Origin of the sequence: Corynebacterium sp. c3Ub_189 (genome assembly GCF_039907195.1) — a bacterium.
Lineage (GTDB): Bacteria > Actinomycetota > Actinomycetes > Mycobacteriales > Mycobacteriaceae > Corynebacterium.
In genome coordinates this window covers 1-26,604 of sequence record NZ_JASBOF010000018.1, presented here as the reverse complement: position 1 = coordinate 26,604, position 26,604 = coordinate 1, and the positions used below count along the sequence as shown (strand labels likewise).

The following is a 26,604-nucleotide window of genomic DNA, read 5'->3' as shown; positions in this document are numbered from 1 at the left end:
CTACCGGCTAAAAGGGCTACCAGATGGTGACGCGATCCTCTGGCGCAATGTACATGGCGGAATCCTCCGCTACGTCAAAGGACTCGTAGAACTCCGCGATATTGGCAGCGATGAGGTTGCAGCGGAACTCCGCCGGCGAGTGCGGGTCAATGGCCAGGTACTGGGTGGCCATCTCCGGGCGGATGGCGGTGCGCCACACGCGGGCCCAGGATAGGAAAAAGCGCTGCAGGCCGGTGTAGGTGTGCTCGGCCAACTCCGGCTCGGCGCCGTCTGCCTCGAACTTCTCCTCCTTGCCCTGCAGGTCAATGCCCTTATCGGCGCAGTAGTTCTTGAAAGCCACCACAGCGATACCCAAACCGCCCAAGTCACCGATATTCTCGCCCAGGGTGAAGCTGCCGTTGACACCGGTGGAGTCGATGCCGGCCTCCTTGAGCACCGTCGGTACCTGGCCATTGAACTGCTCCACCAGCTTGGCGGTGAGCTTGTCAAAGGCCGTGCGGTCCTCCTCGGACCACCAGGAGTTCAGGTTGCCCTGGCCATCAAATTGCGAGCCCTGGTCATCGAAGCCATGTCCGATCTCATGGCCGATGACGGCACCGATGGCGCCGAAGTTTTCTGCGGCATCGGCCTCCGGGTTATAAAACGGCGGGCGCAGGATGGCGGCCGGGAAGGTGATGTCATTGACCACCGGGTTATAGAAGGCGTTGACCGTCTGCGGGGTGGTCACCCATTCATCGCGGTCGGCCGGCTTGCCAATCTTGGCCAGCTCAAAGTCATGGGAGAAGGCGGAGCCGGCGCGGGCATTAGCCAGCAGGTCCGCGCCCTTGCCAGAGACCTCGAGCCCGGAGTAATCGCGCCAGGAGTCCGGGAAGCCAATCTTGGCCTTGAACTGGGAAAGCTTTTCCAGCGCGCGCTCCCGGGTGGCTGGGGTCATCCACTCCAGCTGGGAAATGCGCTCACGGTAGGCGGCGATGAGGTAGTCCACCAGCTCATCCATCTCGCGCTTGGAAGAGGCCGGGAAGTGCTTATCCACAAATACCTGGCCAATCTCTTCGCCCACGAGGGACTCGGCTAAGCCCACGGCGCGCTTCCAGCGGTCGCGCTGCTGGGTAGCGCCGGAGAGCTTGGTGCCATAGAACTCGAAGTTCTTCGCGCCTACTTCCTCCGGCAACATGGCCGCGCGGGAGCGCAGGATGTGCCAGGTGGCCCACAGCTGCCAATCGGCCATGCGCGCGGTGGTAAAGAGGCTCTCGAAGTGCTCGAGGTAGGACGGCATCATATTGACCACGCGGTGCTCTGGCAGGTTGCCGCCAGAGAGCAGAGCGCGGGTCATGGTGGGCAGCTCGCTAAATTCGCAGGGGTTATAGGTCTTAACCGCATCGCGGGTGGAGACCACGTCCCAATGGCCAGCGGCCAGCTCCTTTTCCAAGCTGACGATGCGTTGGGCGGCTACCTCGGCGCCCAGGCCAAAGAGGCGGGCTGGGTCGAGGAATTCCAGCATCTCGGCCACGTGCTTTTCGTAAGCGCTCAGCGTTTCCGCGTGGGCTTCCTCGCGGTAATAAGCCTCATCCGGCAGGCCCAGGCCGGATTGGATGACATAAGCAATGGCGTCCTCGGAACCGGAGTCCTTGGATACCCAGAAGGTCACCGGGGAGCCGACGCCGGTGCGCTCAAGTTCACCCAGGCGCTGCGCCAGTTCTTCCGGGTCGGCTGCGCTCAGGCGGTCCAGATCCGCGTCCAATGGAGCCATGCCGGCCGCGTTGACTCCCTCGGTATCCATAAAGGAGGCATAGAGCTTGCCTGGGCGGCCGGTGTCCTTGTCCACGATCTCGTGCACGAGTTCCTCCGCCTCATCGCGCAGCGCGTGGAAGGTGCCATCCACGCCGCGATCATCGGGAATGACGTGGCTTTCCAGCCAGGGTCCATTGACTAGTTGATAAAGATCTTTCATGCTTGCCACTCTAGGTCAAAGCAGCAAGATAAGGTGTGGGCTATGGAATTTTATCGCTTTCCTCCAGCGCATCCGCGGCGCCTTTTCCTCGCCGTTATTGCGTTCGTGGCGGTGGTTCTCGCTCTGCCCACAATTGTGCAGGCGGCGCTGGCGGATTCCTCCGCGGACGTCGAGCAAGTCACCCTGACCGAGCCCAGCCAGGACTGGGAGATTGACGTTCCCGATCTCTACTGCGAGCGAGATTATGAATCCCTCGCCAGCATCGGCTGGATCTGCGGCGATGTCAGCGTACAGGCCACCCTCACCGAGGACGCCAAGGACGATGCCACCACCTTGCGCCGCATGGTCCGCGCCCTCGCCATGGCTTCCCTGCCGGCCGACGCCCCTACCTTTGACGGCACGAATGGAGCGCTCCTGCTTGCCGACGCCCCCTCCTCCACCGCCGCCCTCTCCCTCGACGGCACCGGCGAAGACGAAAACAAAGATTGGGTGGTCACCGTGACCGGAAAGGGCGATCAGGCCCGGGCCACCACCTCGCGCATCTGGCATGCCTTCGGCCAAGAGGAATTACCCGCCGATGCTGATGCAGAATTCGCTGACTTCTCCGGGGAGTTGATGTACTAGATGTCCAAGCTCTTTCGCACCACGCTGTGGATCCTCTCCGGTGTTGGCCTCATTGCATTCTTGGTCCAGACGTTGAGCACATTTTTAATCTCTCCCCTGATGGGCCTGCTCAGCCTGCTCATCGCCGCCGTGCTCGTAGCACTGGTCATCTACCTGCTGCAACGCAGCCCCATGTGGGCACGCCCGGCGCGTTTGTGGGCTCTACTGGCTTTCCTTTGGGGCGGCGGTGTGGCCGTAGCCTTAGCGCTTATCAGCTCCGGTCCTGTCATGCAGCTCGCCATCGGCACCGGCTGGGTCGATGCCATGATGTCTTGGAGCGGCGCCTACCCAGAGGAAATTTCTAAGGCCACCGGCGTTATCTTCGTGCTCATGTCCTTCCGCCAACTCAACCGCCCGTGGCATGGCTGGATGGTGGGCGCAGTGGTGGGCCTTGGTTTCGAGGCTTGCGAGAATATCCTCTACGGCGCCATGGGCGCCACGATGCACCCCGATAGCGATATTCAGGGCCTATTTGAGATGTGGGGCCTACGGCTTATCGCCGGCCCTGGTCTGCACGTCTTGCTCACCGCGCTGGCCGGCTGGGGCATCGGCTGGGCGCTCTATGCCGCGGCCAAGCCGCTGTGGTGGCGCATCGGTGTCTTTCTCGGCTGCCTCGCCGCCGCGTTCCTCCTCCACTTTTGCTGGAACTACCTGCACGATTCCGAGGTCGCCGCCATCATCCAGGCCGTCACGGTAGCGCTTATCCTCTACCCGCTGAGCATATGGCTGGTGCTGCGCGGCAATAAGCTCGCCAGGTCCGATGAGAGCTATAGCCACAGCACTGCCGACGACGCCCTCGCCTACATCCGCTAAATCTCGCCGCCTTCATACAAAACAAGCACGTTTCGCCCTTTTCATGCTCCGTGAGAGACGAAACGTGCTTGTTTTGTCAGTGCTATGCCCCGGCTTCTACGAGCAGGACTCCCCCGACAATGAGCACCACGCCGAGGGATTTCAGCCAGGTAAATGGCTCCTTGAATAGGAGGTAGGAGGCAATGGCGGTCAGGGCAACACCGGTGGCTGCCCAGATGCCGTAGGCCACACCCAGATCCATGCCGGCCTTGAGCACGAGCGCCAAGAAGCCGTAGGCAGAGACATAGCACAGGGCAACGAGCGCCCCCCAGAAGCGGCGGCCGGTTACCGCGGACATGCGCAGGCACAGCGTGCCTGTGACCTCAATGGCGGTGGCGAGGAAAAGGAGGAACCAGATCATTGCGGCGCCACCTCCACAGTATGGTCTTGATCCTCGTCTGGTTTCGCGCCCATTTCCACGCAGAATACGCCGCCCATAATGAGCGCAATGCCGGCGAGTTTTACCACGCCGAGCGGCTCGCCAAATAGCGCAGCGGAAAGCAGAGCAGTGGAAATGACCCCGCCGGATGCCCAGAGACCGTAGGCCACGCCCACGTTGACGCCTTCTTGCATCACGCGGTGCAGCAGCACGAAGGCAAGGATGAAGCAAAAAGCGGCCACGCCATAGATCCAGAAATGGTCCACGGCGTATTTCAGCGCGACGGTGCCCACGACCTCGCTAGCAATCGCAAGAAAAAGAATGCCCCAGGCCCTCACTCCATCAACTCCTGTAATTCGCGGGCGTCGATTCCGTGCTCGTGCATTTTAACGCGGCCGTTGGCGTGCGCGATGGCCTCGCGATCCCAGAACTCCGCGGCGCGGGCGGGATCGTGGGAGGCGCCATCGGCGCGGACAACGCGCCACCAAGCGGTAGTGGCACCGGCACCGTGGCGCTTTAACACGGTGCCGACGTTGCGCGCACCGCAGCCAGCCACCTTGGCCACCTCGCCATAAGAGGTGACGTTGCCGGGTGGGATTACGGCAACGACTGCTAATACGCGCTTGACCAGAGGCGACTCACTCATCGCAATTATTGCGGGTCGAGTCCCAGCACGTCATCCGACTCGGTGGGCTCTTCTTCGGGGGCGTCTTCGACCTCGGTGAGGGTTATGGTTGCACCGGTGGAATCGGCCAAAAGGCACATGCGGCCAAAGGGCGAATCCCACGGTTCGCGGATGACCTCGCCGCCTAATTCCACGACCTTTTTCGCAGCGGCGTCGATATCGCGCACGCCCAAATAGGTCTGCCAGAAGCTTGGCACCTGCGGCGGGAACTGCCCCTCAGCGTTCCACAGGCCGGCAAACGGCGCGCCGTCTTCTTCTGCAGTGGCGTAAATGAAGTTCTCATCCTCGGACTGCATGGCGCGGATTTCCCAGTTGAATAGCTCGCCATAAAAATCCATCGCGCTCTGGAAGCCCGAGGTTGCGGTGAGCTCGTGCCATACCGGGGTGCCGGGCTCGCCGGCAGCGACAAAGTGTTCTGGGCCGGCGGGTTGGATGAGGCCGAACATGCCGCCGGCGGCGTCGGCAAGCAGGGCCATGTGCCCCAGCTGCACCTGCTGCGGCTCCACCAGGATGCGCCCGCCGAGGTTCTGTGCGCGCTGGCAATCGCCCTCGATGTCCTTGGACAGGAAGTAGGTCACCCATGTATCCGGCATGGGCGCCTCCTCCGGCTGCGGGATGAGCCCGGCGATGGGCAGACCCTGCAGGCGCGCCATCTGGTAGGGATTTTCTTCGCCGGACTCGGCGGAGATTTCCCAGCCCAGCACCTGCTCATAGAAGTGCGCGGACTTGCGCGGGTCCGAGGTGGTCAGGTCGATCCAGTAGGGCATGCCCACTTCAGCTTCGAATGCTGGCATCTACATATTCCTCCACTTTTCCGGATCAAAGTCATCGTCGGCCGTGGCTTCATCGAAGTAATCATCGTCATCGTCCGGCTCGCCCACGCGCGCGCAGGCGTCCTCGATGCACACCTCATCGCCTGGGTGGAGCGTGGCGCCCCGGCGCGTCTCGGGCTCGCCATTGACCGTAACTACGCCTTCTGCGATGAGCTCTTTGGCCTCGCCGCCGGTAGCCACCAAGCTGGCCAGCTTGATGAACTGACCCAATTTGATGGAGTCGCCATTGATAGGAATGTCTAGCATGCCGCCCAGCTTACCCAGCCCGCGCGCGGCTATCGCTACGGGTGGGCGATATGGAAGAAGTCCAGCACCGTATCGGTGGTCCACTCCGCTTTCACCAAACCGGAATGGTCCGTGGCCCCGCCGTTCCACGTGTGCGTGCCACCGTGGATGGTGTACTGCTCGGTGCGCGCATCACATACCCGCCAGGTAAAGTGCTCCACCGCTTCTTTCCGACGCCTCTTTGGAAACGGATTGCAGCCATTCTCCCTCGCGATTCCGCGTAGCGATTGCTTCACCGAGCGGTAGTGCGCACCGTGCTGGTGCCCGCCACCGTATTTCATAAGCACGTCCTCCGTGCCGTGAATATCCAGGTAATCGGTGGGCTCGCTGGCGCAGTCTTTTTCCACGCGGTCATACTTGGCCGCCGAAACCGTAGCCACCGCATCAAATAGTCCCGGCCGCTTGCAAGTCACCGCGCGGACGAATCCGCCACCATTGGAAAAGCCCACGCCATAGGTGGTCTCAGAAGCCGGATAGTGGCGGCGAACGAAATCGATCGTGTCATCGACGTATTTGAGGTCATCGTCCAAGCTGGTTACCGCATACGGTGCCGGCGCCCACGCCTTCCCCGCGCCTTGGACGAACACCGTGATGGCATCGCCCTGGGAGAGGTCGGTGCCTTTGAACATATTGCCGGCGTCCATCTCATAGCCGTGCATCGCCACGACCACGGGCAGGCGGTGGTGCTTATCCGCATTAAACGGCACGTGCACCACAAAACTGCGATGATTTTGCAGGTTAATGATCTGGTAGCGGCCATTAGCCGTTGTGCCCTGATCCGGCAGCGTGGTGATATAGCCATCGGCCGCGCCTTGCGATTCATTCGGCACGCTGCCCGGCCGCGGCGGTTCTTCCTCGCACCCTGCCATCAGCCCAGCCGCCGCGCATAAGCCGGCGCATAGGGCCAGTGCTTTCTTGCCTACCTTAATCACGGGCGCGCAGCTTCACCGCCGTGCCGGTGGCCGTGACCATCAACATGTCATTCGAGGTGCCCATGGGCGAATAATCAAAGGCGATGCCCACCACGCCGTCGGCACCGAGTTCCTGCCCGCGGCGCCACAGCTCATCGAGTGCCGCCTCGCGCGCCTTGATGGCCTCGCTCTCATATCCGGCGGAGCGTCCACCGGTGATATTGCGGAGGGATGCCCCGAAATCCTTCAGCATATTAATACCGATGACGGTTTCCCCGGCGATGATGCGGATATAGTCCGTGATCTCGTAGCCATCAACGGTACTAGTAGTGGTAAAAATCATGGCCCCAGATTACATGGCTATAAGCCCACGTATTCCTTCAAATAGGATGACCACGCCCAGCAGCAAGAAGACCACGCCGCTGACAATATCCACCCAAGCGGAATTCTTAGCCATCCACTTCGAGACCGCGCGAGTGCTCAAGGCCACGCCCACGAAGAGCACGAGGCTTTCCAGGATCAGGACGGCGCCCACCAGCAGGTTGGCGACGATTCCCATGCCGGGGTCGATGAAATTGGCAAAGATAGCGCCGAAGAAGATGACCACCTTGGGGTTCGAGAGATCGCAGATGAACCCCATGCGATAAGCGGTGCCGGCCTTAATGATGCCGTCCGGCGTAAACCCGCGCGGCTGCGGGGCGCGGGTTTCGGTCCCCACCACGGTTGCGGGCGCACGGCGCTCCTTGATGCCACCGGTAATGGCGGTATAGGCCATCCACAATAGGTAACAGCCGCCAAGGACTTGCAGCGCCACGAGGATCCCAGGATGCGCGGAAATCAATGCGGAAAGCCCCGCCAAGGAAGCCACGGTCCAGATGGTAAGGCCGGTAGTGCTACCAAGTGCCGCCCATACCGCCGCGCGCGTGGAGCGCGCGCCCAAGCGAATAATCTGCACCACGTCTGGGCCCGGCGAGGCCATCGCCGCGAACCACACACCCATTAAGGTCACCAGGGCGCTAATAGCCACCTAACACCTCCATACTCGCATGCGATTAGATTAACGCATGCCACTATAAGAAGTCTCTCACCTGCAGCGAAACAGGTAATTAATGTGATTTCGGTAGCTTCTCAATCTATCTTCCAATAGGAAACTCTCTGGCCGTGCTAGCCGAGGAGCTCGAGTGCACCCTCAACGGCCATCACGAGGCCCAGCACCGCAAAGATGAGTCCCGAAACAATGTCAATGGCCGCGGAGTGGTGCGCAATCCAGCGCGATGCCGCGCGCACAATGAGTGCAAAGGTAGAAAACCAGGTCAACGACATCGCCACGAGGATGACCGCCACCGCAACGGTCCAGGTGGACGACATATCGGGGCGAATAAACTGCGCGAAAACCGCGCCGAAGAAGACGAGCGCCTTCGGATTGGACAGGTTTGTAACCACGCCGAGCTTATAAGCGCGCCACCCGGTCATGTTATCGATGCTGCCGGCCGCGATGGCCTGTTCCGTGTAATCCTCGGTGCCCACCACCACGGTGGGCGCGCGGCGGGAGGCAAAACCGGAACGAATCGAGGACACACCCATATAGATAAGAAAAAGCCCGCCAATAAGTTGCAGCGCACCCAGCACGCTCGGCCGCGCGGCAATCACCGCAGAGAGGCCGGCCAAGGACGCAGTCACCCAAAAGACCGTGCCGCTGCACACCCCCAACGCGCACATCAACCCGGCGCGGGTGGACCGCGGGGCCACGCGGATGACTTGAACCAAGTGGAGTTCAAGTTTAACGTGTAGCCGAAAGCTCATGTCCGGTTCTCAGTGCAGGGCCCACGCATCGAGACAGCAGTGCTGTCGCATGGCCGTCGCAGAGAGGCCCGCTCCCGCCCCTGAGCGGACGGCTTGTGAGCCCTCACGAGCGCAACGCCGGTCAGCGCGGTCCAGAGCGTCAGCGAGTCGAAGGAGAGCCGCTCGGCACCGCCGAGCCCGATCCAAGGCATATCGTACCCATCCAGTGCTGCGACGAACATGATGAAGCTTGCGACGGAGAGGATCACGACCGCGGCCGTGACCTTCCGGAAACTGCCCGGCCCGGCGGCGACGGCGATGAGCACCATGGCGATCCACTGCGCGGCGGCTTGAAGCAGGGCGAAGCCGTCGTGGGCTGCGGGCGACACGTCCCAGGGGAAAAGGCCGACGCCGATGACCGAGGCTCCGGCGATCGCCATCAGGATGGTTCCGGCCTGGCCGGCGAGCCGAGCCCAGTATCCATGCAGGACAACCGCGCCGAGCAGGACCAGAGCCCCGGAAGCGACCATGCCGATGTTGAAGACCGCGTGTTCCGGCGAGCACACCTGACGTATCTGCTGACCGAGTTCGGAGTACTCCCCGCAGGCGGTCACACCGAGATCACTGATGGTGTTGCGAGAGAGCGAGTAGCGATTTGGCCAGCCCAGCGCCACGAACAACTGAATCGGAATCACCAGTGCGCTGAGCGCCCAGGCCATCGCGCCGACGCGGTACCGCTTCATACGAGCCTCCTCTAGAATACAATCGTATGGTAGATGCTAGCAGCGATCGTCGACGTGTTCGACGTGCACAGGCAGTCGGCGCCCAGCTCGTGGTGGATGCGGCGGTGCACGTCCTCGTGCGGGATGGCTTGGATGGGTTGTCGGTGCGCAAGGTGGCGTCGGAGGCCGGGGTCTCCATCGGCGCGGTTCAGCATCATTACGCGACGAAGAATGCACTGCTCGTCGCGGCGTCTGAGTACGTGACGGAACAGTTCACGGCACGCGCTGATGCCCTCACCCACCGAGCTCTCGTCGAGGGCGGAACGTTCGCGGCATTCGTCGCCTTCTGCGAGCTCTTGGCGAACGCGTCACCGCCACCGGAGGGGACCGGGGACGATACGACGGCGTCCACCGTGTGGCTCTGGTACGCGGCGAAGGCGACGCGGCCCGGGCCCGTGGCCGATGCCTTCGCCGTGGCGTGGTCCCGAACGGAGGAGCATCTCGCAGATGTCATCGCTGAGCTGTACCCCACGCTCAATCCGGTAGACAAGGCGTCTCATCTCCTCGCTGTTCTCGACGGCATCGCCGTCGCGCGAGCCGCGGAACCTCAGCGGATGCCGCTCGCGCGGGCACGGATGCTGGTGCGGCGGCATCTGGACTGCTTGTCGCGGCGATGATGCACGGGGTTGTCAGCAGGCCAAGCTCAGCGCTCCTGTGCTCGGTTCAGCGTTGCTGATGGCAAGCACTGCTGCGCGGCGGCGCGGTGCTGCTGTCTCGGTAAAGCCGTAACACGGCCTGTGCCGGCGTAGAGGAAGACGGCGAGAGGCTCGGGCGTGCCGTCGAGGAAGATCGTCATGTCCCCCGGGAACCCGTGCGGGGCACAGCCTGCCTCCGGGAGGGTCCTTGGGGAAGCCAATGACGGCAAGCTTGGGCGTGCTCCATGCGGAGACGCGCTCGCCGGCCTACTTGATGCCGTCCAGCGCTTCCCAAGAAGCCTGTCCTCCCTCTGCGTATCCTGTACGTGTCGTCGGCGACGGCCCAGCTCGGACGGGGTCTTGAGACTGGCCCGCCCGAGGACGTTCTTGAGCCGGGGCGCTCACGTTCCCGCGCGTGGTCAGACCCCGGTCGTCCTGGGCATGCTTGCCCTCCCATGTCTCGCGATCCTCGAGGAGCGCAAAAGACGGCCGTAGCGCCGAGGCAGTCGAAGGCCTCGACATCGGCCTCGGTGGTGAAGCCATCGGTGGCCACCGAATTAGGGCGACCTCGGTGGCCACCCCGGGCAGGAGCGTGCGGACGAGGCTGGTGATCAGCGCTGTGTGGCAGGGGATCTGGGGCGCTAATTTAAAGTCCATCCGCAGGTCGCCGCGATCACTGCGTTGCGCGTCGCGTGACTACGATTAGTCGCCTTCGTACGACGACGATGCTCAGTGAGAATGCATGCCGACATTGATGACGTTGCCTGATCCGTCGCGGTAGAAGAAGCGCGTTACGCCCCACTCTTCGGTCGTGAGAGGGTGCACGATCTCGCAACCTGCCTCGACAGCGCGACCGTAGGCGGCTTCGACATCGCTGACGAAGACTGAGACATCGGGATTCTCGCGGTCTGTGGCATCTTTCGCGAGGAGATTCAGCTGACAGCCTCTGGAATCGGCGAGTGTGACGATCCAGCCGTGATCCATGACCACCTCGAGACCGAGGACCGCAGCGTGTTCGTCGACGCTTCTGCGGAGGTCTGCCACCGTGAGGTTGGGGACGATGCGTTCGATGTCCATGCCTTCATGCTGGCCGCTGGAGGAGTGCCAGGCAAGAGGTTATTCGGCTATGGAACGCGGTTGAATTCAAGTTCAATGTGTAGGTTAGCCGAATAAGAAGCTCTGGCAGATGGTGGGGTAATCCTGCTCTGACATCTTATTCCAGCTTGGATGCGCTGGGATTAGGACTGGTCACGTGTGAGAAGGTTTCGTGTACAACTAGTGACATGAACTTTTTATTGCTCGGTGGTACCGGTTTCCTTGGAGGACACATTGCGGCGGCAGCAATCGACCGAGGGCATCAAGTTACTTGCCTCGCGCGGGGTAACGGGAAGGTTCCCAACGGAGCCGAATTTGTGAGTTCAGACCGTGACCGTGACGGTGCGTACGATGAGGTTGCGGGGAAAACTTGGGACACCATTGTGGATCTGACGGGTCAGCCGAAGCATGCGCGGGATGCGGCGACGAAACTCCAGGCCAAGCATCGTATATTTGTGTCTTCGAGCAGCGTATATGAGGACCAAGGAAGTATTTCTTCCGAGTCTGATTCCGTAGTCACTCCGCTTGAAATTGACTACATGGAGAACATGGGGCAGTACCCGGCCGCAAAGTCTGCTTGCGAAACGATTTATCGCAACATAAATAGGTCGGTAATGGTAGTTCGACCCGGTCTGATCGCCGGCTACGGCGACGAAACAGGGCGCAGTGGTTACTATCCGTGGCGCTTCGCGCATCCCACGGGTGAGAACGTGATCGTCCCAGACCCGGCGTTTCCCGTCGCTATGATTGATGTGAAAGACCTTGCAGGCTGGATAGTTGAGTCTGCAGAAGTTGGGACTTTCGGAACCTTTAACGCTACGGGGTTTGCTACTTCCTTGTCCGATGTGTTCAAGATTTCGCGTGAGTTAACCGCATCGGAGGCTACGGAGCGACCTTGCTCTGATGAACTGCTTCTCGCTAATGATGTAACCCCGTGGATGGGCCCAAAATCGTTGCCGTTGTGGGTACCAGGTGAACAGTTTCGCAACATCGCGCTACTCGATTGCGCCACAGCCTACGAAGCTGGCCTGCAGATTCGCCCGTTGAAAGAAACATTGGCGGATGCGCTGCGATTCGAAGAAGAACAGCAGGGGGAAAGACTCGCTGGGCTCAGCGATGAAGAGGAAGTCGTGCTTCGCCAGCGGTTAGAAGATGGTATTTAGTTTCGGCAGGAACAGTTTTAGTTGCAGTCGGGACCGTACTAAGTTGGTTTTCGTTCCGCGACTGACTGTGAGAATGAGTCCGAATCTGACTTGAGGGGAGCTTCGGCGGTGCTAGCTCTTCATGACGCGGAACGATCTAGCCTGCGGAGGCTGCCTTTCCGAGCAGGAAACGCCTTGCGGCGCACTTTTCGGCTTCTCGAATCGCTTGCAACTGAGTGAGGTAGCCTTCTTTCGCCGCTCCGTCGAGTTTAAATTTAATACTACCTCTGGAAACAAGAAGTAAAGGAAGTCAGGGATATGACTGCGTTAAAGGCTGCCCAAGAACTCTTAGGGGATGTCAATTCCCTTCTTGACCACCATCCCGCACAGAAGGACCCTAAGCCGGGAAAGCCCGCGGGGCCAGGTTACGGGCCGTTGCTGCGCGCGGGTACATCCCTCTGCTATACGGCGTGGGAGGTCTATGTCGAAGAATCACTGATCGAGACGGTTGAATGGCTTTTGACGAATAAGAAAGCCGATGAGCTGCCGGAAAAGTTACGGTCGTGGGTGGCTGAGCAAAGTAGTGATCCGTGGGTGTTCGTGGGCGACTCGTGGCGATCGGCTGTACTTGAACTTGTTCGATTGCGAATCGAAGGAGATTCGGACGGCCGTTACGGATTCAACACAGCTAGCGTTGGCGGTGTCGAAAGCCTGTACAAAAGTATCCTCGGTTTCTGCCCGCTGCGGGAAATCAAATGGCAGAAGAAAACCAACGCGGCGGTGCGGAAACAGGTTTCCGAGCTGGTCAAAATACGAGGTGAAATTGTGCATCGAGGTTCAACGCCCGATGCGCTTAACCTTGGTCTAGTCCGTAATTGGGCTGATTTTGTTCGGCGACTGATTGAAAAATTCGATGAGCACATGGTTGAATTTAGGTGCAATGTGTAGCTAGGCCTTGGGGCTGCCCACACAGAACTCGTTGCCCTCTGGGTCCTGCATGATGGTCCACACCAATCCCGGTGCTTCGTGGGTGTCTAGTTCGGCAGCGCCCAAGCCTTTGAGACGCTCTACTAAGGTTTCGCGCTCCGATCCGCCAACGTCGATATGCATGCGGTTCTTGCCAGGCGTGGGATCCTCGACGCGCTGAAACCCTAGCGCCGGGGTCGAATCAACCATCACGAAATCGCCGTAATCCGCGGCGATTTCGCAGCCGGTTGCGGCGGACCAAAACTTGGCGAGCTTTGAGGGATCGTGGCAGTCGAAGGTGATCTGGCGGATCGTGAAGTTGGGATCGCTCATGGTTTCCATGATGGGCGCGCGTCAGCGCGCTTGCAACAATGCGGGGTGTTTCTGGTGGGGGTATCAGACCAGTTCTCTCCGGCCATGTCAGCCCCATACGTCATAATGGAGGCATGGCCGAGCTGGACCCCGAGTGGGCGATCAATGAGATAGACGCGTTCCTGCAAGTCACAGCGAAGGTAGTCCCCGACATGGGCCCGGGCATCGCCTACCTTGGAACCGTTATGAGTGGATCGCCGACTGAGGCTGCGGCACGCGCCCATGTCGTTGAAATGATCCTTGACCGAGTGCTTCCCGGGTGGAGACAAGGACGCCCGGTCCAGGACAAGGAGTATAGCTGGCTGAGGGGTCAAGCGGCCCGGGCCAAGACAGCGCTTGAACGTCGGTCTGAACTCGCTGAAAAGCTCGGAGAGAACACGCCAGACTTAGATGCAGCCAATCTGCATCCGTGGGCGTGGGAAAATGGCAAGGGTTACTGGAATCACGGGCACTACCATCAAACCGTGATGCAGGCTGCCATCCGCGTCAATGCAGAGACCCAAGCGAAACTGAACCGCCTAGACGTATCTGAAACAGCACTTTTCAACGAGGCGTTTTCACTCCATGATCCGAAGCGTAATGCGCCGCGCCTTCGGCTTATGGAAAATGATGGCAGTAAGACGTTTGAGAACCTGCATCGGGGCGCCCGCGCCTTTGCAGAGGGCTTGTACGCGGCTATCCGCAATCCCGGGATGCATGTTCCACACGACGGTGGTGAGGAGCAAGTCGCGTTGGAGCAGCTCGCGGCTTTCAGTCTATTGGCTCGCTGGGTTGATAAGGCTACCGTCCTGGAGGGGTGACAACATCGGTTTACGGGATGGCAGTTCGCTTGAGCGAAGGATGTGGGGAGCACGAACGCCTGTAATGGAGGTGCCGGGTGCTCAGTCAGCAAGGCCGTCCAGGACCATCGCCGTAGTTTTGTGCAAGGTTAACGCCAGCGACTGGGCTGGGTCCAAGAATGAATCTCGCACACGTTAAGCTGCGCCGACACTCTGTGGAGTTCAAATTAAACGTGTAACGCGGGGCGTTGATGGCGCTTCGCGTTATTGGGCGGGTAGGTTGAAGCGCGGTCTGTTCGTTCGCCGACGCGGCCGCCGCCAGATGCTCGGCGGCGATTCCGGCCCGAACCTCGGGGACATCCCCCCATCTTCGATAGCTTTAGTGAGCACGACCACGACCATCTGATCTGGTGCGCTGGTTTTCGTTCGGCTCTCGGTCTATTCCGCCACCTCATGCGCGGCCGCGAAACCGCGGTGAAGAATCTGCATCTAGTCGGTTACGGCAACTGGAACGGCGAGGGCTCGTCAATGCTGATGAGGGTGGGGTCCTTTGTCAAACACACTGCCCAGGTAGTCGCGGGCTGTGTCGATGAGACTCGGCAGCACTCCGAATGGATGTCCGTGGTATCAAGGCCGCTGAACTATTCAAGTTGCGGAACAAAAAGAGTCTGGCAGTGACGCTTGGTCCCTGAGCAAGTTCGATCCTTCCACGATCTGCGCTGGAGACGCGGAGCGCTCGGGGGCCCTTGACCGGCTGGGGCACGTGCCGGGTGGTGGCTCGCCCACAGCCCCCGTGCCCACACGCACCGAGAAGGGACAGGTCACCGAGTACGATCCCGATTCCACGGAGACGGACCGTGAACTCGAATGACGTACCTGGCCCAAGGCGTGTCCGCTCGGCGTGTGGTTTAACCCTTATGAGACTTGCCGGTCGCAGCCTCAGCGCTTCGCTTGCGCAGCCCGTAGGCCGTTCAAGATCACGATCACTTCGGCGACCTCGTGAACCAGCACGACGGCAGCCAAGCCCAGCACGCCGCTGATCGCCAGTGGCATCAACACGATGATGATGGCCAGAGACAGCACGATGTTTTGGTTGATGATCCTGCTTCCTCGGCGGGCGTGCTGCAGCGCCTTCGGGATTAGCCGGAGGTCGTGGCCGGTGAAAGCGACGTCAGCAGACTCGATCGCGGCGTCAGAGCCGGTCGCTCCCATCGCTATGCCCACCGTCGCACCCGCCAGTGCCGGCGCGTCATTGATGCCGTCGCCGATCATCGCCGTCGGCGTCTTGGAGGAGAAATCGGCGACGATGCTTGCCTTGTCCTCAGGGCGCAGCTCGGCGCGCACGTCGTTGATTCCGGCGATTCCAGCCAGCGCCCGGGCGGTGCGAGTGTTGTCGCCGGTGAGCATGCTTACTTCCACGTCGTTGGCGTGCAGGGCCTGCACGGCTTCGGGCACCTCGGGCCGCAACTCGTCGCGGACCCCGATCGCCCCGGCGAGAGCGTCATCAACGGTGACCAGGACGCAGGTCTGGCCCTCGGACTCCATGCGCTCAACGTCTGCTTTCAGTGGCCCGGCGTCGATCCATCGGGGGCTGCCCACCAGCACCCGTCGGCCTTCGACGGTGCCGCCAATGCCATGCCCAGCTTCCTCGCTGATGTCCGAGGCGGTGGGCGCTTCGGACCCCGCTGCCGCGATCGCTGCGGCGAGGGGGTGTGTCGATTGCTGCTCAACTGCTGCCGCGAAGGAAAGCACCTGCGTCCGATCGAATCCGTCTACCGGGACCACTCCGGTAACCTCAGGCTGATTGCGGGTAAGGGTTCCGGTTTTGTCCACTGCCAGGTGACGGATGCCGCCGAGTCGCTCGAACGCCGCGCCGGACTTGATAACCACTCCGAACTGGCTGGCCGCGCCGATCGCGGCCACGACCGTCAGCGGCACGGAGATTGCCAGCGCGCACGGCGACGCTGCGACCAGGACTACCAGCGCACGGGTGATCCACGTCTCAGGGTCGCCCAGCAGCGAGCCGATAACGCCGACCAGCACCGCCAGGATCATCACCCCGGGCACTAGGGGTTGGGCAATCCGGTCGGCGATCCGGGCGCGGTCGCCCTTTTCCGCCTGCGCTTGCTCGACTAGGTCCACGAGTGTGGTCAGCGAGTTGTCCGTTCCAGCTGCGGTCGTCTCGACCTCCAGCACCCCGGCGGAGTTGATCGCTCCCGCAGGCACTTCGTCGCCGGGCGCAACCTCCTCCGGAATGGATTCTCCGGTGATCGCTGAGGTGTCAAGGCTGGAGCGCCCGGATCGAATGATGCCGTCCGTGGCGATCCGCTCCCCGGGGCGCACGAGCATTAGCTCGCCAACCTCGAGGTCCTTCGCTTCGACCTCGGCCGCTGTGCCGTCGCGCAGCACCGTCGCGGTCTGCGGTACCAGCTTCAACAGCGCCCGCAGTCCGCCTTGGGCCCGGTCCATCGCCTTGTCTTCCAGTGCCTCGGCGATCGAGTACAGGAACGCTAGCGCCGCGGCCTCTCCGACGAATCCGAGGATCACCGCACCGACCGCGCTGATCGTCATTAGCAAGCCAATGCCGAGCTTGCGCTTCGTGACAAGGTTCCGGATCGCTCCAGGCGCGAACGTGTAAGCGCCCAACAGCAGCCCAACCCAATACAGTACCGTCGCGGGCGTCTCCAAGTCGGACCAGTCCAGCGCCAGTCCTGTTATGAGGGCTACGCCGGAGAAGATCGGCAGCAGTAGCTCAGGGTCCTTCCACCATGGCCGATCGAGCTCGTCGATCTCCGTGGCGGGTTCGTGTTCGCATCCACATGCTGAACTCATACGTCCGCTCCTTTCTCGCCGCAGCCGGGCACCGAGCACTCAGTGTCGATGCAGGGGGCATTCTCGTCGACGGCCAGTGTCGCGTTGACTAGCGCTTCGAGCGCTGCCGCGAGGTGCGGATCGGCGATTTCGTAGCGGGTCTTACGGCCCTCCGGCTCAGCGACGACAATGCCACAATCGCGCAGGCAAGACAGGTGGTTCGAAACGTTCGAGCGGGTCAGATCCAAGCTTTGCGAGAGCACAGCCGGGTAGCTCGGACCGTCTAGTAGGGTTATCAGGATTCGGGAGCGCGTCGGATCAGCCATGGCCCGGCCGAGCCGGTTCATGACGTCGAGGCGCGAAGCAATAGTCAGCATGTGCTGAACTATACAGTGTGCGATGAACTATTTAAAATGGGCTGAACTAACAGTCACGCGAAAGTCCTGCGACCTGCAAGAATTAGTCGATGGGATAGCCGATGACTAGTCCTTCACGGTTCGCCTGCCAACCCAACGAGGGGCGACGTGGGCGGCGAAATTCTCCAGAATCTTCACGTGGATGTCCACACCCACCCCTGTGGGGATGGTGATGAACAGGGTGTCGGCGGACATGACGGCGGCGTAGGTGCGGCCAGCGACACTGACACCAGGTTCTCCATCAAGAGCTAGACACTCACGGACATTGCGTACGGGTCAAACCACACGTAGCGAAGCTTTCTAATAGCCAAATGACTATCTCTTTTCGCTGGTATCCGGGAATGATACTTCCTTAAAGTCGGCGGTGTTGGCTACCCCGCGTACGAAGTACTGGAACTACTGCTTGGAAACCACTTGGTCTACGAAGCCATAGCCCTTCAAGCTACATCGCAGGAAAATTCCATTTCACGGTCGGTATGGGCCTTTTGCAGTTGGTTAATTCGAAATTTGTTCACCGTCTCCTTAGCCACCCGCACGATTAACGCGCTGTTTCGCCATCTTCGCGCGAGGCGAGCAGCTCCTTCAGGTGCGTATCGATGTCATCGAGCTTTTTAATGACGGTAACGGCGAAAACGATACTAATGACTACAGCGATAATGGTGAGCATCACTGTCCTCCTTTACTCTGGTGCTTCATTCCAGCTTCATTCCATTGGGGTTGATTCCTTGCCAGGCGATTTAACCATGGTTCTGGCCGGGCGGAGGGGTGCGCGGTGGGGAAAGGGGGACGTCGGCAAGCAAAAGCGCCGCGCCCCACAATGGGAAACGCGGCGCTAGAGCAATCCGGCGGGAGGGTGCTTAGTGGTCAGCGCCCTGGATGGAGTGCTTGTGATCGCGGACTGCTTCGCCCTCAGCGTAGAGCGGCATATCCTGCTTGGCCTTGTACCACTCGGCGTGGTTCGGCTCGAGCGGGGTACGGCCGGCGATGAGGTCGGCAGCCTTCTCGCCCACCATCATGGTTGGGGCGTAGATATTGCCGTTGGTCACGGACGGGAAGACGGAAGCATCCGCAATGTAGAGGCCTTCCACGCCCCACACGCCCATGGTGTCTGGGTTAACCACGGCCATAGGATCGGACTCCGCGCCCATCTTGGCGGTGCACGATGGGTGCAGCGCGGTCTCGCCATCGTTGCGGACCCACTCCAGGATCTCCTCGTCGGTCTGGACATCCGGGCCCGGGCTGAACTCGCGGGCGCCTATCTCTTCCATAGCCTTGGTATCCAGCAGGGAGCGGGCAACGCGTACGGCCTCTACCCACTCGCGGCGGTCCTGGTCGGTCTTCAGGTAGTTGAAGAGGATGGACGGCTTGTCGTGGATATCGGCGCTCTTGATGTGAACGTGGCCCTTGGTATCGGAGAACATCGGGCCCACGTGCCACTGGAAGCCGTGCTTGACGTCCGCCTTCTGGCCGTCGTAACGCACGGCCATCGGCAGGAAGTGGAACATGAGGTTCGGGTAATCCTCGTTCTCATTGGAACGCACGAAGCCGCCGCCCTCGAAGTGGGAGGTAGCAACCGGGCCCTTGTGGGTCAGCAGCCACTGCAGGCCCATGAAGGGCCAGCGCCACTTATCCAGGTAAGGCTGGGAGGAAGCGGTGGACTTGGTGGTCTCATACTGAATGTAGACCTCGAGGTGGTCCTGCAGGTTCTCGCCCACACCCGGCAGGTGCTTGACGACGTCGATGCCATGCTTCTCCAGAATCTCACGGTCACCAATGCCGGAGATTTCCAGCAGCTGCGGGGTATTGATGGCACCGGCGGACAGGACGATCTTCTCGGCATAGACGCGGTGAACGCCGCCCTGCCACTCGTACTCGACGCCGACGGCCTTCTGGCCCTCGAAGAGGATCTTGGTGGTGAACGCGCGGGTGCGGATCTCGAGGTTCTCGCGATCCATGTTGGGGTAGAGGTATGCGCGAGCAGCGGACCAACGCTTGCCGTTCTTAATATTGCGGTCGAACGGAGCGAAGCCTTCCTGGCGGTAACCGTTGACGTCATTGGTCAGGTTGTAGCCGGCCTCCTGCACGGACTTGAACAGGGCCTGGAAGAGCTCGGAGGTAGCCGGACCGCGGGAGAGGTACAGCGGGCCATCGTGGCCACGGCGCGGATCGTTCGGCTCAGCCGCAGCGGCGGTTTCCATGCGGTTGAAGTACGGCAGGCAGTGGGCGAAGTCCCAGTTCTCCATGCCCGGGTTCTGGCCCCACTTCTCATAGTCCATCGGGTTACCGCGCTGGTAGATCATGCCGTTGATGGAAGAAGATCCGCCGAGAACCTTGCCGCGGGCATGGTAAACGCGGCGGCCGTTCATCTCCGGCTCCGGATCGGACTCGTACATCCAGTCATAGTTCTTTGCACCAATCGGGAAAGAGAAACCGGATGGCATGTGAATGAACAGATCCCACAGGGAATCTGGGCGGCCAGCCTCAAGGACCAGCACGCGGGTGTTCTTGTCTTCGGTCAGGCGTGCGGCGATGACGGAGCCTGCGGAGCCACCGCCAACGACGACTACGTCGCTTACTTCATCGGTGACCTTTTTAGCGGAACGCTTCTTGGTCAGCTTGTCCATAAAACCCATAAATCCCCTTCTTTCTGTGAAATATTTCACACGTCAAGATTGCCCCACCGGAAGTGAAAATATTGTAATTTATACAAAAGTCTGTATTTATTCACATCGCCTTATGTGCGGGCACTATCTCCAGAGTACACATCCCTCTAGAAGTTTGCCCATCTTAATGTATATTTACCTTGTCCGGATGGATGTCTCTGGAGATGAAATCCGAAGTCTTTGCGCATAGTTCGCCCGAATATGATTCATTTCACTCACCTATCTCTCCCTGCGATCTTGTGAGCATTTTGGGGCACCCGTGCGAAAGATTCGGCCCAAACCAACCAACAATAGGAGAAGTAGATGGCTAACTTTGACCCTCACGATCCTGAGGAGTCTCACACTTCAAATAAAGACCCCCAACAAGGGGGTAAAAACACCTCTCTCGCAACCCCGTCCGGGGAAACCAAGAAGCGCAGCCCGCGCTACCAAGTTCGTGCCCTCGTCGGCAGCTACAAGGCTGAAACCGGCGATGCCGTAGGCGCGGATCAGGTCCCTGCTCCCAAGACAAACTGGCCGGTATTTATCATCTCCGGCGTCCTCATTATCGCCATGGCGCTCTATGCCGGGCTCGGCCGTGATTCCGCGGCAGAGACCCTCGCCAGCGTCACCGGCTGGATCGGCCACAACCTCGGCTGGTTCTATGTCCTTACCGCCACCATCGCCGTGGTCTTCGTGCTCTATATTGCCTTTTCCAATGCCGGCAATATCCGCTTAGGCCCAGACCACTCACGGCCGAAATTCAATACCTTCTCTTGGGCGTCCATGCTCTTTGCCGCTGGCATCGGCGTGGACCTCATGTTCTTCGCCGTGGCCGAGCCGGTGACCATGTACATGCAGCCACCGGTGGGTGACGGCGAGACCATGGAAGCCGCCAAGGAAGCCGTGGTTTACGCGATGTTCCACTATGGCCTGACCGGCTGGGCGCTCTATGCCCTCATGGGCATGGCCTTCGGTTACTTTGCCTACCGCCTCAATATGCCGCTGGCTATTCGCTCCGCGCTCTACCCGCTCATTGGCAAGCGCGTGCACGGCCCTATCGGCTCGGCGGTAGACATCGCCGCCATGCTGGGCACCGTCTTCGGCGTGACCGCCTCCCTGGGCATCGGCGTGGTGCAGCTGTCCTATGGCTTCCACCTCATCTTCGGCATCGAGCAGGGCCTTGGCCTGCAGTCCGCCCTCATCATCATTGCGGTGGCCATTGCCACGCTGTCGGCCGTATCCGGCGTCGATAAGGGCATTCGCTTCCTCTCCGAGCTCAACGTCTATCTGGCAATCGCGCTGATGGTCTACGTCGTGGTCTTTGGCAAGACCGCCTACCTCTTCGATGCCATCGTGACCAATATCGGTGACTACGTCTCGAAGTTCCCGTCTTGGACCATGGAAACCTTCGCCTTTGCCGATGACCAGGCCAACGTGGATACCTGGATGCAGTCCTGGACCCTCTTCTTCTGGGCATGGTGGATTGCCTGGGCAACCTTCGTCGGCCTCTTCCTGGCCCGTATCTCCCGCGGCCGCACCCTGCGCCAGTTCATCTTCGGCACCCTGACCTTCCCGTTCCTGTTCATCCTGATGTGGATGTCCTTCTTCGGTAACACCGCCTTGGACATGGTCCGCTCCGGTGACTACCCCGAGTTCGCCGAAAACGCGATCAACGTGCCGGAACAGGGCTTCTACGACATGCTGCACGAGTTCCCAGGCTCCGGCATCGTCATCTTCTTGACCACCTTCATCGGCCTGCTGCTCTACATCACCTCGGCCGACTCCGGCGCGCTGGTGATGTCCAACTTCACCTCCCGCATTACCGATAACCGCCAGGATGGCGCGCGCTGGCTGCGCATCTTCTGGTCCGTCACCGTGGGCGCGCTGACCCTGGCGCTGCTGCAGATCGACGGCATCGCCACCGTGCAGTCCGCGACCGTCGTGATGGGCCTGCCCTTCGCGTTCGTGGTCTACCTCATCATGTTCTCCCTGTGGAAGTCCCTGCGCCTGGAAAACGTCCAGCGCGAGGCCCGCACCACCGCCATGCACGGCGTGATTTCCTCCCGCACCGAGCGCGAGCCTTCGGATTCCAACCTATGGAAGAATCGCCTCGACCGAGCCAATACCTACCCCTCCAAGCAGGAGATGGATACCTACCTGCGCGAAACCGCTACCTACGCCCTCGAGCAGGTGGCAACGCACATGCGCACTCGCGGCTACGATGCCCTCTTGCTCACCAGCGAGCTTCCCGACGTCGAACTTCCCCAGCTCGACCTCGAAGTTAAGCTGCACAATGAGCGCATGTTCCGCTACCAGCTCTTCCCAGTCGCGGCCGAGCGCCCCGACTTCAGCACAGGCGAGGGCGATGAGTACTACCGCCTCGAGGTCTACGATATGACCGGTTCGCTAGGCTACGACGTCTACGGCTATTCCGAGAACCAGATCATCAATAACGTGCTGGACCTTTACGAGCGTCACCTGGCCTTCCTTTACATGCAGCAGACCCAGCCGGGCGACTCCGATGTCTCCGATGGAGCCGAGCCCGAGCGCACCTGGCGCGAAGATAGCTAAGCTGGCCAGTACAACTACCTCTATGAGAGAAAGGTTGCTTTTCACTTGAGCACCCAGAACACTTTGTTCGACCCCACCCAGACCGAGCTGCTGAAGGGCGTGCATGCCGACGGCGCCCCGAAGTCCCTGTTCATCAACGGTAAGTGGGAAGCCGCCCAGAGCGGCGAAACCCGTACCATCATCTGCCCGGCCGATGGCTCCACCGTCGGCCTCGTTTCCGAGGCCTCCGACGAGGACACCGAGCGCGCCATCAAGGTTGCCCGTGAAACCTTTGATAACGGCGAGTGGGCCAATACCCCGGCCGCCGAGCGCGGCAAGCTGGTCATCCGCGTGGCCGATTTCATCCGCGAGCACAAGGAGCTTTTCGCTCAGGCTGAGTCCGCCGATACCGGCAAGCGCTACGAGGAATCCCTGGGCGATATGGATGACATCGCCAACGCCTTCGAGTTCTTCGGCACCCTGGCCCAGCACCAGGCCGGCCGCGTAGTTGACCCGCAGGATCCCAACCTGCGCTCGCGCATCGACGCCGAGCCCGTCGGCGTCTGCGGCCTGATTACCCCGTGGAACTACCCGCTGCTGCAGGTCTCCTGGAAGGTCGGCCCGGCCCTGGCCGCCGGCAATACCTTCGTCCTCAAGCAGGCGGAGCTCACCCCGCACACCGCCATGCTGCTCATGGCCGCCCTCAAGGAATGCGGCCTGCCGGACGGCGTGGGCAACCTCATCACCGGCGCTGGCGCTAACTGCGGCAACCCGCTGTCCCAGCACCCGGACGTGGACATGGTCTCCTTCACCGGCGGCCTGGTTACCGGCAAGATCATCGCCAAGAATGCAGCCGAGACCGTCAAGCGCACCGCGCTCGAGCTCGGTGGCAAGAACCCGAACGTCATCTTTGCCGATGCCGACTTCGACGTCGCTGTGGACAACGCCCTCAATGGCGCCTTCTTCCACTCCGGCCAGGTCTGCTCCGCAGGCTCCCGCATCGTCGTGGAAGAGTCCCTGCACGATAAGTTCGTCGACGCCTTGGTAAAGCGCGCCAATAAGATCAAGATCGGCGGCCCGACCGACGAGAAGGCCGAGACCGGCCCGCTCATCTCCGCCGAGCACCGCGAAAAGGTCGCCGCCTACGTAGACAAGGCACGCGAGCAAGGCGCCAAGATCCTTACCGGTGGCCGCGCCGCCACCAGCGAGGACACCAACGGCCAGCACGGCACCGGCACCACCGACCTGGGCGCCGGCGTCTACTACCTGCCGACCATCATTGATGGTGCTACCCGCGAGATGGACTGTGTCCACGACGAGGCCTTCGGCCCGACCGTGACCATCGAGACCTTCACCACCGAGGAGGAGGCCATCGCCATCGCCAACGACACCGAGTACGGCCTGGCTGGCGCCGTTTACACTTCCGACGCCGGCCGCGCCGAGCGCGTTGCCCGCGCCCTGCGTCACGGCACCATCTGGATCAACGACTTCCACCCGTACCTGCCACAGGCAGAATGGGGCGGCTACAAGCAGTCCGGCAATGGCCGCGAGCTTGGCCCCACCGGCTTGGCCGAGTACCAGGAGCACAAGCACGTGTACCAGAACCTCTCCCCTGCCGCTTGGGATCAGTTCGGCCTGCAGTAACTAAGCCGGCCACATAGCACTTCAGCCCCCGCGCTCTTCGTGAGCAGCGGGGGCTGAATTTTGGTATGAGGCCAACGTGCGGCCACGTTATCGGTCTCGTTCACCTATTGCGGGGCCAGAGCGTGGCCGCTGTGCGAACTGATTATGCGGATACGGCGCCTTCCAACTCGGCCAGCAAGGAATTAGTGCGCTCCACTTTGGCATCTACAGGACGGAATTCACCGTCGGTCCAGTCAGTAAAGAAACCGAAGTCGAGCTGATTGCGCAGCTGCGGCATGGAGAAGTTAACCACGATGGTGCGCCATGCTTCCACGCCGCGGATAGCGCCCGCAGGACCGTAACCGGCGAACGCAACCGGCTTACCGGTCCACTCCCCTGCCAAGCAGTCGAAGGCATTCTTGAATGGACCCGGCACGGAGCGGTTGTACTCTGGGGTGACAAATACGAAACCATCGCAGGCATCCACAGCATCGGACCACGCCTGCACCTTTTCATCCGCATACTGCTTATTGGCGGTGGCAGGAATGACGTCAGTGGTCAGCAGCGGAATATCAAACTCCTTGAGGTCCAGCAGCGTGTACGCCACGCCATTTTGGCGCCCCTGGGCCACCTCATTGAGCCACTCGCCCACTACCTTGCCGGCCGAGTTATCGCGGGTAGTGCCGATGATGATGCCGATACGAGACATAAAAGAACCTTCTTTCCTTCAAGCTTTATGTAACATCCCTAGCTTACCGCCCGTGCAGATACTTGTCTGATAGTGATGTTGATACGTCCTTCACTCAGCCCGCACCCCTCCGGCAACGTTCCATCATTAACGCGCACCACGCCGTGGTAGGCAAAGCGCTTTGGCCCACCAAAGACCACCAAATCCCCTGAGCACAGCGTGATATCATCCCACGGCCGCGTGCGCGATTCGGTATGGCCCATGCGGAAAAGCGCCTCATCCCCAATGGATAGCGAAATCACCGGGGCGGGTGACTCCTCGGAATCATCCACGTGCATGCCCATAGCCGATCCCGGTGGATAGTAATTCACCAATGCCATCTCCGGCACGAAGGTCTCCACCCATGGCTCTAGCTCGGGTGCTACCTCAGCCGCGGCGCGCAGTGTCCCCGGAGCAATCCGCCGCAGGCTCTCCGGCACCGGCAGAACCCGCGTGCCGTCTATATTGTCCACGTACCGATAGCTGGGATAATGCCAATACCTGCCCAGATGCAGCTGAAAAACGCTCGTTTGCCCGCCGGATTTCAACCGCGGCCGCACCATCGCCATCGGCGTACCCGCATACTCGCGCGCAATGCCGCGCATCTCTTCTACCAAGGCCTTCTGCTTATCGATGCCCGCCCATCCCGGCACATGCCCCACCCCCGGAGCCACACGCACGCTCGGCCGCGGCAGCGAATCAAAAAGCATGACCTCATCCTAACCCAACGCCCCGATAAATCGACCAAGACCTATTATCCTCGCCAAGGATCAGAATCTGTTCAAGACCAATAGGCCCAAGCCTAGGGCGCCTCACGCGGGTTTCACCGGCTGGTTTATCTGGTTCCAAATGGCCTATTGAAGTGCCCCAGACCACCACTGCACACGGCCCATAGGAACACAACAACCTCGACTTTCTCACCAGCCTCGAACTAGGCGAGGAGGCTCCTACCGGCTACCAGACCGTGGATAACGCTCACGACACCCAGAGTGAGAACAAGGCACCAGAGCTGGAAGCACAGCATGAAGACGATTAGGACGCCGAACTCTAATCAAACCGGAGCCGGAACAGGATTAGTCCTTAGTCGGTGCTTTCCCAGAAATCATCCGGGATAGCCTCTTCCAACTCACGGTCTAAATACTCGATGGCTTCCTTCTCGCTCATGCCCTGGTTCATTAACTCATCAATCATGTAATCGGTGGCAGCGTTTAACTTCTGCTGGGAAATATCCCGCAGACTCGGCCCTCGCCGCTGACCATCGTCAGCGGTAGTGGGGTTACCCGCAAGTCGTGGACACGTTGTTAAGCTGCTCAGGAGTTAAGCAGCGGCCTTCTTATTACCGTTTTGATTAGCGAGCTGGGCTTCGAAATCGACGGGGCTTACCATCCCGATGGACGAGTGGCGACGGCGCCGGTTATAGACGATCTCAATCCAGCGACCCACCGTCTTCCGGGCTTCGTTGCGGGTTTGTCATTTCTTCCGATCGTAAAATTCGGTCTTTACTATCGACCAGAACGACTCGGCCATCGCATTGTCAAAGCAGACACCAGTACGCCCGACCGATTGTGCAATCCCTAGTTCTTGTCAGACCTGCCACAGCTGTTCGCTGGTGAACTGGGTACCACGATCGGCGTGGAAGACCACGCCGTCGGGTACTTCACCACGCAGGGTGTAAGCCATGCGCAGTGCACGTTCAACCAGGTAAGAATCCTGCACGCTA

Annotated in this window: 27 protein-coding genes and 2 pseudogenes; 8 read left to right on the top strand and 21 right to left on the bottom strand. The window is 60.7% G+C overall.

From position 1 onward, the window contains the following. Positions 1–16 precede the first annotated feature (16 nt). A complete protein-coding gene (locus QKD99_RS09315) occupies positions 17–1,951 on the bottom strand; it encodes a M13-type metalloendopeptidase (RefSeq protein ID WP_347951295.1) in 1,935 nt (644 codons plus the stop codon). Between the two features lie 42 nt (positions 1,952–1,993). On the opposite strand from QKD99_RS09315, the gene QKD99_RS09310 reads away from it, so the two are divergent. After that, complete coding sequence (locus tag QKD99_RS09310) at positions 1,994–2,575, top strand: hypothetical protein (protein ID WP_049377077.1); 582 nt, start codon at positions 1,994–1,996, stop codon at positions 2,573–2,575. Continuing rightward, positions 2,576–3,427 carry a PrsW family intramembrane metalloprotease gene (locus QKD99_RS09305; RefSeq protein WP_347951294.1) on the top strand — a complete coding sequence of 284 codons (852 nt, stop codon included), beginning with the start codon at positions 2,576–2,578 and terminating at the stop codon, positions 3,425–3,427. A gap of 82 nt (positions 3,428–3,509) precedes the next feature. Here the strand turns inward: QKD99_RS09305 and QKD99_RS09300 are convergent, their stop codons facing one another. The 10 genes from QKD99_RS09300 to QKD99_RS09255 all read right to left on the bottom strand — a co-directional run bounded on the left by QKD99_RS09300 (position 3,510) and on the right by QKD99_RS09255 (position 9,084). Continuing rightward, a complete protein-coding gene (locus QKD99_RS09300) occupies positions 3,510–3,827 on the bottom strand; it encodes a multidrug efflux SMR transporter (RefSeq protein ID WP_347951293.1) in 318 nt (105 codons plus the stop codon). Next, a complete protein-coding gene (locus QKD99_RS09295; RefSeq protein WP_347951292.1) occupies positions 3,824–4,183 on the bottom strand; it encodes a multidrug efflux SMR transporter in 360 nt (119 codons plus the stop codon). Before QKD99_RS09295 ends, QKD99_RS09300 begins: the two co-directional genes overlap by 4 nt. Continuing rightward, positions 4,180–4,491, bottom strand: coding sequence for an MGMT family protein (locus QKD99_RS09290; RefSeq protein WP_239279103.1), 312 nt, complete (start codon positions 4,489–4,491; stop codon positions 4,180–4,182). The genes QKD99_RS09295 and QKD99_RS09290 overlap by 4 nt, the downstream gene beginning before the upstream one ends. A 5-nt stretch (positions 4,492–4,496) precedes the next feature. Continuing rightward, entirely contained in the window at positions 4,497–5,324 is an 828-nt protein-coding gene (locus QKD99_RS09285; protein WP_347951291.1) for a VOC family protein, read from the bottom strand. Continuing rightward, positions 5,325–5,609 (bottom strand): RNA-binding S4 domain-containing protein, encoded by a 285-nt coding sequence (locus tag QKD99_RS09280; RefSeq protein ID WP_150851437.1) that lies wholly within the window; start codon positions 5,607–5,609, stop codon positions 5,325–5,327. A 35-nt stretch (positions 5,610–5,644) separates the two neighbouring features. Then, the gene (locus QKD99_RS09275) at positions 5,645–6,580 is read right to left on the bottom strand and encodes an esterase (protein WP_347951289.1); all 936 of its coding nucleotides are present in this window, start codon (positions 6,578–6,580) and stop codon (positions 5,645–5,647) included. Continuing rightward, the gene (locus QKD99_RS09270) at positions 6,573–6,902 is read right to left on the bottom strand and encodes a YbjQ family protein (RefSeq protein ID WP_347951288.1); all 330 of its coding nucleotides are present in this window, start codon (positions 6,900–6,902) and stop codon (positions 6,573–6,575) included. Before QKD99_RS09270 ends, QKD99_RS09275 begins: the two co-directional genes overlap by 8 nt. Positions 6,903–6,911: 9 nt before the next feature. Continuing rightward, the gene (locus tag QKD99_RS09265; RefSeq protein ID WP_347951287.1) at positions 6,912–7,586 is read right to left on the bottom strand and encodes a LysE family translocator; all 675 of its coding nucleotides are present in this window, start codon (positions 7,584–7,586) and stop codon (positions 6,912–6,914) included. Positions 7,587–7,723: 137 nt separating this feature from the next. Beyond that, complete coding sequence (locus QKD99_RS09260) at positions 7,724–8,326, bottom strand: LysE family translocator (RefSeq protein ID WP_347951286.1); 603 nt, start codon at positions 8,324–8,326, stop codon at positions 7,724–7,726. A gap of 32 nt (positions 8,327–8,358) precedes the next feature. Continuing rightward, entirely contained in the window at positions 8,359–9,084 is a 726-nt protein-coding gene (locus QKD99_RS09255; RefSeq protein WP_347951285.1) for a DUF998 domain-containing protein, read from the bottom strand. A 26-nt stretch (positions 9,085–9,110) separates the two neighbouring features. Here QKD99_RS09255 and QKD99_RS09250 point away from each other — a divergent pair, with 26 nt between their 5' ends. Next, entirely contained in the window at positions 9,111–9,740 is a 630-nt protein-coding gene (locus QKD99_RS09250; RefSeq protein ID WP_347951284.1) for a TetR/AcrR family transcriptional regulator, read from the top strand. 747 nt (positions 9,741–10,487) lie between these two features. On the opposite strand, the gene QKD99_RS09245 is transcribed toward QKD99_RS09250, so the two are convergent. After that, on the bottom strand, positions 10,488–10,835 hold the full coding sequence (locus QKD99_RS09245) for a VOC family protein (RefSeq protein ID WP_347951283.1): 348 nt from the start codon (positions 10,833–10,835) through the stop codon (positions 10,488–10,490). 206 nt (positions 10,836–11,041) lie between these two features. Between QKD99_RS09245 and QKD99_RS09240 the strand changes: the two genes are divergently transcribed. Together QKD99_RS09240 and QKD99_RS09235 are read left to right on the top strand one after the other, a co-directional pair. Beyond that, positions 11,042–12,016, top strand: a complete 975-nt coding sequence (locus QKD99_RS09240) for an NAD-dependent epimerase/dehydratase family protein (protein WP_347951282.1) — start codon at positions 11,042–11,044, stop codon at positions 12,014–12,016. Between the two features lie 297 nt (positions 12,017–12,313). Then, positions 12,314–12,943 (top strand): HEPN domain-containing protein, encoded by a 630-nt coding sequence (locus tag QKD99_RS09235; protein WP_347951281.1) that lies wholly within the window; start codon positions 12,314–12,316, stop codon positions 12,941–12,943. Here the strand turns inward: QKD99_RS09235 and QKD99_RS09230 are convergent, their stop codons facing one another. After that, positions 12,944–13,294, bottom strand: coding sequence for a VOC family protein (locus tag QKD99_RS09230; RefSeq protein WP_347951280.1), 351 nt, complete (start codon positions 13,292–13,294; stop codon positions 12,944–12,946). A gap of 113 nt (positions 13,295–13,407) precedes the next feature. Here QKD99_RS09230 and QKD99_RS09225 point away from each other — a divergent pair, with 113 nt between their 5' ends. Next, on the top strand, positions 13,408–14,133 hold the full coding sequence (locus QKD99_RS09225; protein ID WP_347951279.1) for a TIGR02391 family protein: 726 nt from the start codon (positions 13,408–13,410) through the stop codon (positions 14,131–14,133). Between the two features lie 918 nt (positions 14,134–15,051). Here QKD99_RS09225 and QKD99_RS09220 read toward each other — a convergent pair. The 5 genes and pseudogenes from QKD99_RS09220 to betA form a co-directional block, all read right to left on the bottom strand. Beyond that, on the bottom strand, positions 15,052–16,944 hold the full coding sequence (locus tag QKD99_RS09220) for a cation-translocating P-type ATPase (RefSeq protein WP_347951278.1): 1,893 nt from the start codon (positions 16,942–16,944) through the stop codon (positions 15,052–15,054). Continuing rightward, positions 16,941–17,300, bottom strand: coding sequence for a metalloregulator ArsR/SmtB family transcription factor (locus QKD99_RS09215; protein WP_023016478.1), 360 nt, complete (start codon positions 17,298–17,300; stop codon positions 16,941–16,943). The genes QKD99_RS09220 and QKD99_RS09215 overlap by 4 nt, the downstream gene beginning before the upstream one ends. 82 nt (positions 17,301–17,382) lie before the next feature. Next, a pseudogene (locus QKD99_RS09210) lies at positions 17,383–17,540 on the bottom strand (alkane 1-monooxygenase); the annotation flags it as partial. Positions 17,541–17,877: 337 nt separating this feature from the next. Beyond that, positions 17,878–18,006 carry a chemotaxis protein gene (locus QKD99_RS09205; protein ID WP_284844601.1) on the bottom strand — a complete coding sequence of 43 codons (129 nt, stop codon included), beginning with the start codon at positions 18,004–18,006 and terminating at the stop codon, positions 17,878–17,880. Between the two features lie 190 nt (positions 18,007–18,196). Further along, entirely contained in the window at positions 18,197–19,972 is a 1,776-nt protein-coding gene (gene betA / locus QKD99_RS09200) for a choline dehydrogenase (protein ID WP_284788328.1), read from the bottom strand. Positions 19,973–20,305: 333 nt separating this feature from the next. Here betA and betT point away from each other — a divergent pair, with 333 nt between their 5' ends. Together betT and QKD99_RS09190 are read left to right on the top strand one after the other, a co-directional pair. Further along, on the top strand, positions 20,306–22,555 hold the full coding sequence (gene betT / locus QKD99_RS09195) for a choline BCCT transporter BetT (RefSeq protein ID WP_347951277.1): 2,250 nt from the start codon (positions 20,306–20,308) through the stop codon (positions 22,553–22,555). A 45-nt stretch (positions 22,556–22,600) separates the two neighbouring features. Beyond that, positions 22,601–24,178, top strand: a complete 1,578-nt coding sequence (locus QKD99_RS09190) for an aldehyde dehydrogenase family protein (RefSeq protein WP_347951276.1) — start codon at positions 22,601–22,603, stop codon at positions 24,176–24,178. Between the two features lie 142 nt (positions 24,179–24,320). On the opposite strand, the gene QKD99_RS09185 is transcribed toward QKD99_RS09190, so the two are convergent. The 3 genes and pseudogenes from QKD99_RS09185 to QKD99_RS09175 form a co-directional block, all read right to left on the bottom strand. Then, a complete protein-coding gene (locus QKD99_RS09185; protein ID WP_297846831.1) occupies positions 24,321–24,866 on the bottom strand; it encodes an NAD(P)H-dependent oxidoreductase in 546 nt (181 codons plus the stop codon). Positions 24,867–24,904: 38 nt separating this feature from the next. After that, a complete protein-coding gene (locus QKD99_RS09180; RefSeq protein WP_347951275.1) occupies positions 24,905–25,594 on the bottom strand; it encodes an alpha-ketoglutarate-dependent dioxygenase AlkB in 690 nt (229 codons plus the stop codon). Between the two features lie 607 nt (positions 25,595–26,201). Then, positions 26,202–26,604: pseudogene (locus QKD99_RS09175) on the bottom strand (integrase core domain-containing protein); the annotation flags it as partial.